Origin of the sequence: Belnapia mucosa, from assembly GCF_016775475.1 — a bacterium.
Lineage (GTDB): Bacteria > Pseudomonadota > Alphaproteobacteria > Acetobacterales > Acetobacteraceae > Belnapia > Belnapia mucosa.
Genome location: NZ_JAEUXJ010000012.1, coordinates 71,489 through 84,426 on the forward strand (window position 1 = coordinate 71,489; position 12,938 = coordinate 84,426).

The 12,938-nt window shown below is 70.7% G+C and carries 13 protein-coding genes; 10 read left to right on the plus strand and 3 right to left on the minus strand.

Features of this window, described 5'->3' with window-relative positions:
- Positions 1-184 precede the first annotated feature (184 nt).
- The 3 genes from JMJ55_RS22585 to JMJ55_RS22595 are packed head-to-tail and all read left to right on the plus strand — an operon-like array spanning position 185 to position 2,221.
- Positions 185-535: a hypothetical protein gene (locus tag JMJ55_RS22585; protein WP_202827868.1), complete on the plus strand. Its 351-nt coding sequence runs from the start codon at positions 185-187 to the stop codon at positions 533-535.
- Positions 536-578: 43 nt separating this feature from the next.
- On the plus strand, positions 579-1,802 hold the full coding sequence (locus JMJ55_RS22590) for a cupin domain-containing protein (RefSeq protein WP_202827869.1): 1,224 nt from the start codon (positions 579-581) through the stop codon (positions 1,800-1,802).
- Positions 1,799-2,221 (plus strand): OmpA family protein, encoded by a 423-nt coding sequence (locus JMJ55_RS22595; protein WP_202827870.1) that lies wholly within the window; start codon positions 1,799-1,801, stop codon positions 2,219-2,221. The genes JMJ55_RS22590 and JMJ55_RS22595 overlap by 4 nt, the downstream gene beginning before the upstream one ends.
- 1 nt (position 2,222) lies before the next feature.
- On the opposite strand, the gene JMJ55_RS22600 is transcribed toward JMJ55_RS22595, so the two are convergent.
- Complete coding sequence (locus tag JMJ55_RS22600) at positions 2,223-3,617, minus strand: amidase (RefSeq protein WP_202827871.1); 1,395 nt, start codon at positions 3,615-3,617, stop codon at positions 2,223-2,225.
- Positions 3,614-4,579 carry an NAD(P)H-dependent flavin oxidoreductase gene (locus tag JMJ55_RS22605; protein WP_202827872.1) on the minus strand — a complete coding sequence of 322 codons (966 nt, stop codon included), beginning with the start codon at positions 4,577-4,579 and terminating at the stop codon, positions 3,614-3,616. The genes JMJ55_RS22600 and JMJ55_RS22605 overlap by 4 nt, the downstream gene beginning before the upstream one ends.
- A 29-nt stretch (positions 4,580-4,608) precedes the next feature.
- Here JMJ55_RS22605 and JMJ55_RS22610 point away from each other — a divergent pair, with 29 nt between their 5' ends.
- From JMJ55_RS22610 to JMJ55_RS22640, 7 genes are all read left to right on the plus strand, one after another.
- The gene (locus JMJ55_RS22610) at positions 4,609-5,448 is read left to right on the plus strand and encodes a VOC family protein (protein WP_202827873.1); all 840 of its coding nucleotides are present in this window, start codon (positions 4,609-4,611) and stop codon (positions 5,446-5,448) included.
- A 57-nt stretch (positions 5,449-5,505) separates the two neighbouring features.
- Entirely contained in the window at positions 5,506-7,119 is a 1,614-nt protein-coding gene (locus JMJ55_RS22615; RefSeq protein WP_202827874.1) for an ABC transporter substrate-binding protein, read from the plus strand.
- Positions 7,120-7,129: 10 nt separating this feature from the next.
- On the plus strand, positions 7,130-8,104 hold the full coding sequence (locus tag JMJ55_RS22620; RefSeq protein WP_202827875.1) for an ABC transporter permease: 975 nt from the start codon (positions 7,130-7,132) through the stop codon (positions 8,102-8,104).
- Positions 8,101-8,931, plus strand: coding sequence for an ABC transporter permease (locus JMJ55_RS22625; RefSeq protein ID WP_202827876.1), 831 nt, complete (start codon positions 8,101-8,103; stop codon positions 8,929-8,931). Before JMJ55_RS22620 ends, JMJ55_RS22625 begins: the two co-directional genes overlap by 4 nt.
- Positions 8,928-10,541, plus strand: coding sequence for an ABC transporter ATP-binding protein (locus tag JMJ55_RS22630; RefSeq protein WP_202827877.1), 1,614 nt, complete (start codon positions 8,928-8,930; stop codon positions 10,539-10,541). The genes JMJ55_RS22625 and JMJ55_RS22630 overlap by 4 nt, the downstream gene beginning before the upstream one ends.
- Positions 10,542-10,635: 94 nt before the next feature.
- Positions 10,636-12,141 (plus strand): flavin-containing monooxygenase, encoded by a 1,506-nt coding sequence (locus JMJ55_RS22635; RefSeq protein ID WP_202827878.1) that lies wholly within the window; start codon positions 10,636-10,638, stop codon positions 12,139-12,141.
- 10 nt (positions 12,142-12,151) lie between these two features.
- Positions 12,152-12,721: a YIP1 family protein gene (locus JMJ55_RS22640; protein WP_202827879.1), complete on the plus strand. Its 570-nt coding sequence runs from the start codon at positions 12,152-12,154 to the stop codon at positions 12,719-12,721.
- On the opposite strand, the gene JMJ55_RS22645 is transcribed toward JMJ55_RS22640, so the two are convergent.
- On the minus strand, positions 12,722-12,904 hold the full coding sequence (locus JMJ55_RS22645) for a hypothetical protein (protein WP_202827880.1): 183 nt from the start codon (positions 12,902-12,904) through the stop codon (positions 12,722-12,724).
- Between the last annotated feature and the right edge of the window lie 34 nt (positions 12,905-12,938).

Consider the following 12,938-nt stretch of genomic DNA (forward strand, 5'->3'; position numbering starts at 1 on the left):
AGCGGGCAAGCCTTGGTGATCGGGACGGATTTGCATCGGGTGTGCCGGGAACCCCCCCATGGGACGGGAGTTGAATAAGCGGTGATGATACCACCTGAGGTTGCAATCACCCCGCGAATGCTTAATATACCCCAGGTAGCACAACTCAGGGTTCGAAAACCGAGGCCCAGCCCAGGAGACCACCATGCCCGGCCTGCCTTCCGCTCCCGGTCCGAGCCTCGACCGCCGCCGCCATCGCTGGCAGGCGCAGTCCTGGACCCGGGTGATGGGCGAACCCGCCCCCTGGGCCGAGCGGGATGAGCGTCCGACCCCAGCGCGCAGCACGCCCCGCAGCCGGGCCGTGGATCCCATCGCCGTCGCGCTGGCGGCGGATGCCCGCCAAAATGCGGGTTGGGAAGGCTGGCTCGGCCTGCTGCTCGTCTCTGCTGTGGCGGTGATGGCTTGGCAGGGCTGGCTGCTGCCGCTGCTGGCCGCGGCCTTCGTCGCCGCCCCGGTGGTCGGCCTCGCCCTCGGCATCCTCGACCGGAAATCCTGATCCGGCGCCCGTTGCGGCCCGCGATCTGCTACAAGGCGGGGTCATGAGCATGACCCTCGCCGAGCTGCTGGCGCCGATGACGCCGGAGCAGTTCTTTGCCGAATACCACGACCGCAAGCCGCTGCATGTCCAGGGCGGGGCGGCCAAATTCGCCCATATCCTGTCCTGGCGGCAGATCAACCGGCTGCTGGACATGACCCATATCTGGTCGGGCCATTCGCTGCAGCTGGTGATGGATGGCACGCCGGTGCCGCCCGAGCAGTATTGCGGCCGCGCCACCAGCCGCGACAATGCCCAGGTGCTGCAGCCCGAGGCGCCCAAGGTGCGGGATTGGGTGAAGCGCGGCGCCAGCCTGGTGCTGAACGATATGGACAGCCTCACCCCCGGCCTCGCCGCCGTCTCCGCCGCGCTGGAAGGCGCCGGGCTCGGGAAGGCGCAGGCGAATGTCTATATCTCCTGGCAGAGCCACAAGGCCTTCCCCGCCCATTTCGACACCCATGATGTCTGGGCGGTGCAGGTCGAGGGCGAGAAGACCTGGAACATCTGGGAAGGCCGCGCCGAATGGCCGATCGCCCATCCGGTCTTCCGCGCCATGCCCCAGGCCCAGCACGAACAGCAGAAGGGCCGGCTGCGGGAGAGGATGCTGCTGCGGCCGGGCGACCTGCTCTACCTGCCGCGCGGCTGGTACCATGACGCGCTCGCCGAGGCGCCGGCCTCGGTCCATATCGCCTATGGCGTGCATGCGCCGCTCGGGATGGACCTGCTGAACATCCTGGTTGAGCGGGCGCTCTACGATGTCGAGTTCCGCAAGCCGCTGCCGCGGCAGGATGGCAGCGCGGCGGCGAAATTCGCCCTCACCAGCCGGGCCGGCGCGCTCGGCCAGCGCCTGGCGGAGCTCTGCCGCGAGCCGAAGGTGATGGAGGTGCTGGAGCGCTTCGTGGCCGACTACCGCTTCGCGCGCGGCGGCAACGACCTGCTGGCGGCGCGCGGCATCGCCCCCGCCGCCGGGCAGGCCGGGGCCGATGCCGAGGCACCGGCCTTCCGGGTGCTCGCCACCGGCACGAAGCCGGTGCGGCGCGGCGCCGACTGGGTGCTGAAAACGGCGCAGGGCATGGTGCCACTGGCCGGCGCCGAGGTGGAGGCGGCCGGCTGGATCCTCGCCCGGCCGGATGTGGCGGAGCCGGAGCTGCGCGCTGCCCATCCGGCGGTGGATGCGCCGGCGCTGCTGGCACGGCTGCGCGAGGCCGGGCTGCTGGCCGCCGCATGATCCCGCTTCTCACTGCGGCGCTGCTGCTGCTGCCTGGACTCGCCGCGGCACAGCCCCGGCCCTTCAACTGCGTCGGCGCCGAGCAGCTCGAGGAGGATGTCTTCGCCATCCCCTTCGCCCGCGGCATCGCCCAGCCGCGGGAGGATGCCCGCAGCAATCTCGATGCCGCCGCCGAGCGGGCGAAGCGGGAGCCGGAGCGGCTGCTCTGCGTGCTCGGCCATGCCGGGCCGGAGGAAGGCGGCGCCCAGGCCGGGCTGCAACTCGCCGCCAAGCGGGCCGGAGCGGTGGCCGAGGCGCTGGCGAAGCTGGGCGTGGAGCGCGACCGCATCCGCGCCGAGGCCCGCCGAGCCGCCTTCGCCCGCGGCGCGGCGCCAGCCGAGCGCAGCGTGACGGTGGTGCTACTGCCGGCGGCGCCCTGACCTAATCCAGCGCCGGCCAGCGCTCCGCCCAGGGCACCGCCGCTTCCCAGTCCCGCGCCAGGGCGCAGAGCAGCCCATCCGCCCCCGGCGGCCCGACGAGCTGCACGCCGATCGGCAGGCCGGTGGCGGAGGGCGGGCCCGGCAGGGCGATGCCCGGCAGGCCGGCGAGATTGGCGAAATTGGTGAAGACCGCATGGCCGCGCGGCCCGACCGGCTGGCCGGCGATGATGGGCGGCGCCACCTGCTCCGCCGGCCAGGGCAACGCCGCGGCGGCGGGGGTCAGGATCAGGTCATGGGCGGCGAAGAAGCCAGCCATGCGTCGGTGGAAGGCGGCGATGCCCTGGACCGCGGCGAAGAGGTCCGCGCCGGACAGCGCCCGGCCGGCCGCCGCCATCTCCCGCAGCATCGGCGCGCTGGGTTCGCCTCCTCGCTCCGCCATCAGCCAGGCGAGGCCGGCCTGGCCGACCGGCGTGAAGAGGCCCGCCAGCAGTTCCATCGTGAAGGGCGCCTCGCCCTCCTCGACCTGATGGCCGAGCGTGGCAAGCCGGGCGGCGACCGCGGCGGCGCTGGCAGCGCAGTCCGGGTCCACCGGATTGGCGCCGAAGCGCGGGACGAAGAGGATGCGCTGGGGCCGCACCGCCCCCGGCACCGCGAAGGGGGAGAAGCCGGCCGAAAGCGGGTCGCGCGGATCGGGCGGCGCCAGCAGCGCCATCACCGCGATCAGATCGGCGCTGGTGCGGGTAATAGGACCGATCTGCTCCAGGTCGAGCAGGATGGCGGGCAGCCCATCGCAGCGCGGCACCCGGCCGGGTGTGGGTTTCAGCCCGAGCAGCCCGGCATGCGAGGCCGGGCGACGGATCGAGCCGCCGCCATCCGTCCCGAGCGCCAGCGGCCCGAGCCCCGCCGCGACTGCGGCGACGGCCCCGCCGGAGGAGCCGCCCGGCGTCAGCGCGGGGTCCCACGGATTGCGCGTCGGGCCGAAGACCGGGTTGTCGGTATAGCCTTGGAGGGTGAATTCCGGGACGTTGGTCTTGCCCAGCAGCACCAGCCCGGCCGCGCGCAGCCGCGCCACGGGCAGCTCGTCCCGCTCGGGCACGAAATCCCGGAAGATCGGGCTGCCCCAGACGCAGGGCAGGCCGGCGACCGCGATATTGTCCTTCACCGTGAAGGGTACGCCATCCAGCGGCGAGAGCGGCAGGCCGACCCGCCAGCGGGCGGCGCTGGCCTCGGCGGCGGCGCGGGCGCCCACCTCGTCCAGCGCGATGATGGCATTGAGGCGCGGATTGAGCCGGGCGATGCGCGCCAGCACCGCCTCCAGCGCCTCGATGGGCGAAAGCGCGCCCCGGGCGAAGCGGCCGGCGAGCGCGGTGGCGGAGAGAAGCGCCGGGTCGCTCATCCCATCATGCCCCGCAGGCGGGTGAGGCCGGCGGCGGCTTCCTCGGCCATGCGGGCGATGATGGCGCCGGCCGGTTCTACGCCCTCGATCAGGCCGACGCATTGGCCGGCCCAGACATAGCTGTCCTCGAGGTCGCCGGCATCGGTGCCGCGGGCATTGGCGGCGCCGGCGATCATGGCGATCAGCTCCTCCTTCGGAGCGCCGGCGGCCTCGGCGGCGACGATGCGTTCGGCATGCGGGCTGCGCAGCACCCGGCCAGGCATGCCGAGCGTCCGCTTGATCAGCATGGTGTCGCCCGGCGCGGCGGCGGCGAGGGCCTGCTTGTACTTGTCATGGGCGATGGCCTCGGCGCTGGCGACGAAGCGGGTGCCCATCTCGACACCCTCGGCCCCCAAGGCGAGCGCGGCCAGCAGCCCGGCGCCGGTGGCGATGCCGCCCGAGGCAAGGACGGGGATCTTCACCGCCGCCACGGTGCGGGGGACCATCACCATGGTGGTCTCGTCGGACCGGCCGATATGCCCGCCGCCCTCATAGCCAACCGTCGCCACCATGTCGGCACCGGCGGCCTCGGCCTTCTTCGCCAGCTCCGGCCCCGCGGTCAGCACCAGAGTCCTGGCCCCCACCTGTTCGCAGCGGCGGATGAACGGCGCTGGGTTGCCGGCGGTCAGGGCGATGATGCGCACGCCTTCCTCCAGCGCCGCCTCCAGCCCCGGGGTGATGTCGGTCCGCCCGATCGGGAAATTCACCGCGAAGGGCTGATCGGTCAGGCTGCGGCACCGCCTGATCTCGGTCCGCAGCGCCTCCGGCCCGTCGAGTCCCGCGGTGCTGATCTGGCCGAGCCCCCCGGCGTTGGAGACTGCGGCGGCCAGGTCCGAGAAGGCCACGCGCGCCAGCCCGCCCTGCACGATCGGGTAGCGGATGCCGAGCAGACGGGTGACGCGGGTTTCGATGGCGTGCGACATGGCGTCCTTGGGGTTGAGGGATTGGGATCATGCTGACGCATCTGGGCGGGATCGACCATGGTGTGGTGCTGGTGCGGAACCTGGATGCCGCGGCCGCGGGCTTCGCCCGGCTCGGCTTCACCGTCGCGCCGCGGGGGACGCATTCGCCGCATATGGGCACCGGCAACAACTGCATCATGTTGAAATCCGACTATTTCGAGCTGCTGGGCGTGCTGGCGCCGACCGAGGCGAATGCCCGCTGGCGGGAGATGCTGGAGACGCGCGAGGGCATCTCCGCCATCGCGCTGCGCGCCCATGACGCCGATGCCGGCGCGGCCGAGATCGCCGCCCGCGGGGTGGCGACCCTGCCGGTGCAGCAATTCGGCCGGCCGGTGGCCATGCCGGATGGCAGCCAGGCCGAGACGCGCTTCCGCACCTTCCACCTGGCCGAGCCGCCTGTCCCGGGGCTGCGCCTGTTTGCCTGCCAGCATCTGACGCCGGAGGCGACCTGGATTCCCGGCCTGATGGACCATGCCAATACCGCCGAGGCGCTGGCCGGCATCGAGGTTCTGGCCGCCGACCCGGCCGCCGCAGCGGCCGCCGTGGGACGGATACTGGACAGCCAGCCGGTGCCGGAGCCGGACGGGGCGATGCGGCTGGAAACGGGCGCGGCGCCGCTGGTCTTCCTGACCGGGCTGCAGCTCGGCGGGCGCTATCCCGGCCTCGACCTCACCGGCCTGCCGCCGGAGGGGCCGGTGACGCTCGCGGTGCGCGTCGCCAATCCGGCCGCCGCCGTGCGCTGCGCCGCTGGGACCGGCGCCATGGAAGGGCGCTTCGGCCTGGCGGTGCCGCCGGCCGCGGCGCATGGGATGATCCTCGCCTTCCGCTGAGCTTGCCGCCGGCAGCAGCGCCCGGCATGTTGCACTGCAACGAAGAGGAGCCGGATCATGGAGCTAGGACGGCGGCAGGCGCTCTCGGGCGCAGGCGGGGCGATGCTGGGCGGGTTGCTGCCCGGCCTGGCGCTGGGCCAGGGCACGCCGCAGCGCGGCGGCACGCTGACCGTCCAATTGACGAGCGAGCAGCGGGTGCTGAACCCGGCGATCCAGGCCTCGACCGGCGTCTATGTCATGGCCTCCAAGATCGTGGAGCCGCTGGTCGATCTCGACGCCGCCGGGGAACCGACCGGCGTGCTGGCCGAGCGCTGGGAGAGCGCGCCGGACGGGCTGACCCATACCTTCCATCTCCGCCGCGGCGTCACCTGGCATGACGGCAAGCCCTTCACGTCCAAGGACGTGCAGTTCAGCGCCATGGAGTGCTGGAAGAAGATCCTCAACTACGGCACCACCCTCTACCTCTTCCTCGAGGCGGTGGAGACGCCGGACGACACCACCGCTGTCTTCAAATTCAGCAAGCCGATGCCACAGGGGCTGCTGCTGCGGGCGCTGCCCGATCTCGGCCATGTCATCCCGGCGCATGTCTATGCGGGGACGGATATCCGGACGAACCCAGCCAATACCGCGCCGATCGGCACCGGGCCGTTCAAATTCGTCGAATACCAGCGCGGGCAATACCTGATCGCCGAGCGCAACCCCAACTACTGGCGCGGCAACGGGCTGCCCTATCTCGACCGCATCGTCTGGCGCTTCATCGCCGACCGCGCGGCGGCGGCGGCGGCGATCGAGAGCGGGCAGGTGCAGTTCAGCCCTTATTCGGGCCTGTCGCTCTCCGACATCGCGCGGCTGTCGAAGGATGGGCGCTTCAATGTCGGCACCAAGGGGAATGAGGGCAATACGGCGCACACGGTCTGCGAGTTCAACCTGCGCCGGAAGGAGCTCTCGGATGTGCGGGTGCGGCGGGCCATCGCCCATGCGCTCGACCTCGACTTCTTCATCGAGAATTTCCTGTTCGGCTATGCGAAGCTCGGCACCGGGCCGATCCCGTCCAGCAGCGCGCCCTTCTACGTGCCGCGGCCGGCGCCCTATCCCTTCGACAAGGCCAGGGCCGAGGCGCTGCTGGACGAGGCGGGCTACAAGCGCCCGTCCCGCAACGGCATGCGCTTCGCCCAGCCGCTGAAGCTGCTGCCGGCGCCCTGGGGCGAATACACGCTGAACTTCGCCACCTTCATCCAGCAGAGCCTGCGGGAGATCGGGGTCCGCGTGGAGATCGAGGCGCGGGATGCGCCGGGCTTCCTCACCGGCGTCTATCGCAACCATGATTTCGACCTGACGACCGGCTGGCACCAGTACCGCAACGACCCGGCGGTCTCCACCACCGTCTGGTTCCGCACCGGCAGCCCGGTCGGCGCGCCCTGGACCAACCAGTATGGCTACGACAATCCGGAGATGGACCGGGTGATCGACGCGGCGGCGACCGAGCTGGATCCGGCGCGACGCAAGGCGCTCTACCAGGATTTCGTGAAGATCGCGATCGAGGACGTGCCCGTCCATACGGCAGTCGAGCATGCCTTTATCAGCGTCTATTCCAAGCGGCTGATGAACAGCCACACCAATCCGCGCTGGTCCTCCTCCTCCTGGGCGGATGCCTGGCTGGCCCCGACATGAGGACCGGTTCATGAGGCGGCTGGCCGCGCTGGCGCTGCGCCGCCTGGCGCAGTCGCTGCCGGTGCTGCTGATCATCCTGGTCGGGCTGTTCCTGCTTCTGCAACTGGCACCAGGCGATACCGTCGATGCGCTGATGGCGCAGATGGGCGGCGGCAGCGCCGAGGATGCGGCGCGGCTGCGCGAGCAATACGGGCTGGATGTCGGGGTCGCGGCGCAGCTCGGCCGCTACCTGCTGCGACTGGCGAGCTTCGATCTCGGCCAGTCGGCCATCTATGGCAAGCCGGTGGCGAGCGTGATCGCGGAGCGGCTGGCGGTCACTGCGCTGTTTATGTCCTGCGCCCTGGCCTTCGCCTTCGCCGCCGGGCTGGTGCTCGGCGTGCTGGCGGCGCGGCGGGTGAATGGCTGGCCGGATACGCTGATCTCGACGCTCGGGCTGGTCTTCTACGCCATCCCCTCCTTCTGGCTCGGGCTGATGCTGATCGTGCTGTTCAGCGTGAAGCTGGCCTGGCTGCCGCCGGGCGGGTTCGAGAGCATCGGCGCGGGGCTGACCGGCTTGGCCCGCGTGCTCGACATCGCCGAGCATCTCGTGCTGCCGGTGCTGTCCCTGGCGCTGATCTTCCTCGCCATCTATCTGCGGCTGATGCGCGCCTCCATGCTGGAGGTGATGAGCCTCGACTTCGTCCGCACCGCCCGGGCCAAGGGCCTGTCTGAGAGCCGGGTGTTGTGGCGGCATGTGCTGCGGAACGCGCTGCTGCCGATGGTGACCTTCGTCGGGCTGCAATTCAGCACCATGCTCGGCGGCAGCGTGGTGGTGGAGAGCGTCTTCTCCCTGCCCGGCCTCGGGCGGCTGGCCTTCGAGAGCGTGGTGCAGAGGGACCTGAACACCCTGCTCGGCATCGTCCTCGTCTCGGCGCTGCTGGTGATCCTCGTGAATTTCCTGGTCGACCTGCTCTATGCGCGGCTGGATCCGCGGATCGGCGCATGAGGGCGCTGCGGGCCTATCTGCGCAGCCCGGCCGGGGTGATCGGGGCGGTGCTGCTGGTCGCGGTCATCGCCGCGGCGCTCTCGGCCGATGCGCTGTTTCCGCGCGACCCGCTGGCGCTCGCCGGGCGGCCGCTGCAATGGCCTGGGGCCAATCCGCGCCTGCCGCTCGGCACCGACAATCTGGGGCGGGACATCGCCGCCTTCCTGTTCCATGGCGCGCGGGTCTCGCTGCTGATCGGCCTCGTCGCCTCGGTGGTCGCGGTCGGGATCGGGGTGATGGTCGGCGCCATTGCCGGCTTCTATGGCGGCTGGGTCGACGACCTGCTGATGCGCATCACCGAGGCCTTCCAGACGGTTCCCAACTTCATCCTGCTGCTGGTGCTGGTCGCCGTCTTCGGCTCGGAACTGTCGGTCATCACCATCGCCATCGGGCTGGTCGGCTGGACCGCGCCCTGCCGGCTGGTGCGGGCGGAATTCCTCTCGCTGCGAAACCGCGAATTCGTCCTTGCCGCGCGGGGTCTCGGCATGCGCGACCTGCCGCTGATCCTGGGCGAGGTGCTGCCCAATGCCCTGCCGCCGGTCATCGTCTATGCCAGCGTCGTCATGGCCATCGCCATCCTGCTGGAAAGCGCGCTGGCCTTCCTCGGCCTCTCCGATCCCAACATCGCTTCCTGGGGCAACATGATCGGGGCCGGGCGGGCGGTGCTCAGGACCGAATGGTATGTCTCGGCCATCCCCGGCGGGGCCATCCTCGTCACCGTGCTGGCCTTCAGCCTGGTCGGCCAGGGGCTGAATGATGCGCTGAACCCGCGGATGCAGGTGCTGTGAGCGCCCCGCTGCTCTCGCTGCGCGGGGTCTCGGTGCGGCTGCCGCGCGGGGCGGACCGGGAATTCGCCCTCCAGGATGTCGATCTCGACCTCGCCGCCGGCGAGATTCTGTGCGTCGTAGGCGAGAGCGGCTCGGGCAAGTCGCTCACCGCGACCGCGATCCTCGGCCTGCTGCCGGCGCCGCGGGTGACGCTGGCTGCTGGGCAGATCCTGTTCGAGGGCGAGGATCTGGCGCGACTGCAGCCAGCCCGGCTGCGCGCCATCCGCGGCGCCCGCATCGGCATGATCTTCCAGGAACCGATGACGGCGCTGAACCCGCTGATGCCCATCGGCCGGCAGATCGCCGAGGTGCTGGAGGAGCATGGCGGCGACACCGGCCGCGTCACCGGCCTGCTGGAGGAGGTCGGCATCCCCGACCCGCCCGCCGCGGCGCGGGCCTATCCGCATGAGCTCTCCGGCGGCCAGCGGCAGCGGGCGATGATCGCCATGGCCCTGGCGATGGAGCCGCGCCTGCTGATCGCCGATGAGCCGACCACCGCGCTCGACGTCACCACCCAGGCCCGCATCCTGAAGCTGATCCGGGAGATCCAGGCACGGCGCGGCACCGGCGTGCTCTTCATCACCCATGATTTCGGCGTGGTGGCGGAGATCGCCGACCGGGTCGCCGTGATGCAGCGTGGCCGCATCGTGGAAACCGGGCCGGCAAGCCAGGTGCTGGAGGCGCCGGAGCATCCCTATACCCGCGCCCTGATCGCCGCCGTCCCACCCCTCCTGCCACCCCGCCGCCCGCCGGTCGCCCCCGGCCCGGCGGTCCTGGCTGTCGAGGATCTCCGAAAAACCTATCGCGGCGGCGGGCTCTTCGCCCGGCGGCGGAGCGTGGAGGCGCTCCGGGGCGTCTCCTTCACCCTCCATCGCGGCGAGACGCTCGGCATCGTCGGCGAAAGCGGCTCGGGCAAGTCGACGATCGCCCGCGCCCTGGTCCGGCTGCTGCCGACCGATGGCGGGAGCATCACCCTGGACGGGGCGGAGCTGCGCACCGCCTCCCGCTCTGCCTTCCGGCCGCTGACGCGGCGCATCCAGATGGTCTTCCAGGACCCCTTCGCCTCGCTCAACCCGCGCCGGCGGGCCGGCGACCTCATCGCCCAGGGGCCGCGCATCCATGGCGCCTCCCGCGCCGAGGCCCGGGCCCGGGCGGTGCGGATGCTGGAGCTGGTCGGGCTCGACCCTTCGGCCGCCGGGCGCTTCCCGCATGAATTCAGCGGCGGCCAGCGCCAGCGCATCGGCCTGGCCCGGGCCCTGGCGCTGGAACCGGCGGTGCTGGTGGCGGATGAGCCGGTCTCGGCCCTCGATGTCTCCGTCCAGGCCCAGGTGCTGCGGCTGCTGGCGGAGCTGAAGGGGCGGCTCTCCCTCTCTCTAGTCTTCATCACCCATGACCTGCGGGTGGCGGCGCAGATCTGCGATCGCATCCTCGTGATGCATCGGGGCGAGGTGGTGGAGACGGGCGAGACCGGCTCCCTCTTCGCCGCGCCGCAGCATCCCTATACGCGGTCCCTGCTGGCCAGCGTGCCGGGCCGCGGCTGGGTGCCGCCGGTGCAGGACACGGCAGCCTGACTCGATCCTGCTTGTCCGACCGATAGGCGGCTATCATTATCGGGGGACCCAGGCGCCCGCCAGACGGCGCCTCCAGGATAGGGATGCAAGGGCGATGTCCGAAGCCGCTACCCTCGAAAGGCCCGCGCCGGCGCAGCGGCCCGAACATGTGGATGTGCTGATCGTCGGCGCCGGCATCTCCGGGGTGGGCGGCGCCTACCACCTGAAGACCCAGCTGCCCGGCACCAGCTTCCTGGTGCTGGAAAGCGAGGAGACCTTCGGCGGCACCTGGTGGACGCATAAATATCCCGGCATCCGCTCGGACAGCGACCTGCACACCTTCGGCTACCGCTTCAAGCCCTGGGTCGGCCCGCCCATAGCGACCGCCGACGAGATCCGCAAATACATGGGCGAGGTGATCGAGGAGAACGGCCTCGACCGCCATATCCGTTACAGGCACCGGATCGACAGCGCCCGCTGGTCGAGCGCCGACAATCTCTGGACCATCGAGGCGACCCGCACCGATACCGGGGAGCGCCTGACCGTCACCGCCGGCTTCCTCTGGATGTGCCAGGGCTATTACCGCCACAAGCATGGCTTCATGCCGGACTGGGCCGGCAAGGAGAGGTTCCGCGGCGAGCTCGTGCATTCCGAGAACTGGCCGGAAGGGCTGGAATACGAGGGCAAGCGGGTCGTCGTCATCGGCTCCGGCGCCTCGGCCGCGACCATCGTGCCGGCCATGGCGGGCAAGGCCGCGCATGTGACCATGCTGCAGCGCACGCCGACCTATTTCCGCACCGGCCGCAACGCGATCGAGCTGGCGGAGGAGCTGCGCAAGCTGCAGGTGGACGAGACCTGGATCCACGAGATCGTCCGCCGCAAGATCCTGCTGGAGCAGACGGTCTTCACCGACCGCTGCTTCAACGAGCCGGAGAAGGTGAAGGCGGAGATGCTCGGCAATCTCCGCAGCATCCTCGGCCCCGACTACGACATCGGCACGCATTTCACCCCGAATTACCGGCCCTGGCGGCAGCGCATCGCCTTCGTCCCCGATGCCGACCTGTTCCAGGCGGTGGCGCGTGGCGAGGCCTCGGTCGTCACCGATGAAATCGAGCATTTCGACGAGACCGGCATCCAGCTGAAATCCGGCCAGCACCTGGAAGCCGACATCATCGTCGCCGCCACCGGCTTCCACCTGAACGTGCTGGGCGACATCGCCTTCAGCATCGACGACAAGCCGCTCGCCTTCCATGAGACGGTGACCTATCGCGGCATGATGTTCACCGGCATCCCGAACATGGCCTGGGTCTTCGGCTATTTCCGGGCGAGCTGGACCCTGCGCGCCGACCTCGTCGGCGATTTCGTCTGCCGGCTGCTGACGCATATGAAGGCCAAGGGCGCCAGGCGCGTCGAGGTGGCGCTGCGGCCCGAGGATGCCGACATGCCGATCCTGCCCTGGATCGACCCGGAGAACTTCAATCCGGGCTACCTGATGCGCGGGATGCACCTGCTGCCGAAGCGCGGCGACAAGCCGGAATGGCAGCACACCCAGGATTACTGGTCGGAAAAGGATGCCTTCGCCGCCATCGACCTGGATGATGCAGCCTTCGTCTATCGGTAAGGGGACCAGGATGGCGTTGTTCGACCGGGCGAAGGCCCTGCTGCTGCGGCCCGAGCAGGAATGGCGGGTGATCGCGGCGGAGCCGGCGGATACCGCCAGCCTGTTCAAGACCTATGCCGCGCCGCTCTCGGCCCTGCCGGCCGTGGCGGGCTTCATCGGCGCCGCGCTCTTCGCCGGCATGCTGGGCGGCATGGTCGGGGCCCGGATCGGCATCTTCGGCCTGCTGGTGAATGCGATCACCGGCTACCTGCTCGGCCTCGCCGCCCTCTGGGTCTGGGGCAAGGTGCTGGAGGCGCTGTCGCCCCGCTTCGGCGGACTGGCGGAGGAGGTGCCGGCGATGAAGCTCGCCGTGCATACGCCGACGGCGATCTGGCTGGCAGGACTCTTCGCCATCATCCCGCCGCTGGCGATCCTCGGCATCCTTGGCCTCGTCAGCATCTACACCTTCTACAAGGGCGCGCCGGTGGTGATGCTGGTGCCGCGGGACAGGGTGGGTGGCTTCACCCTGGCCGCGGTGGTGATCGGCTTCCTGGTGAACCTGGTGCTCGGGCTGCTGGCGAGCCTCGTTTTCAGGTTCTAGTCAGCTATTGACCGACCAGAGCGTGCCGCCCACCAGCCAGGAATAGAAATCCCCCGGCTGCTGGCCAGCCGCCTGTGGCGCGGCGGCCGGCGCCGGCCCTGCAGCGACCGGGCGCTCCTCGGCCCGGATGGCGTCCAGCCGGGCGCGGATGGCGGCGAAATCCTCGGCGATAGGCGTGGTCACGGGGCGGTCGTCCTTGCTCCGGTGGTGAAGGCTC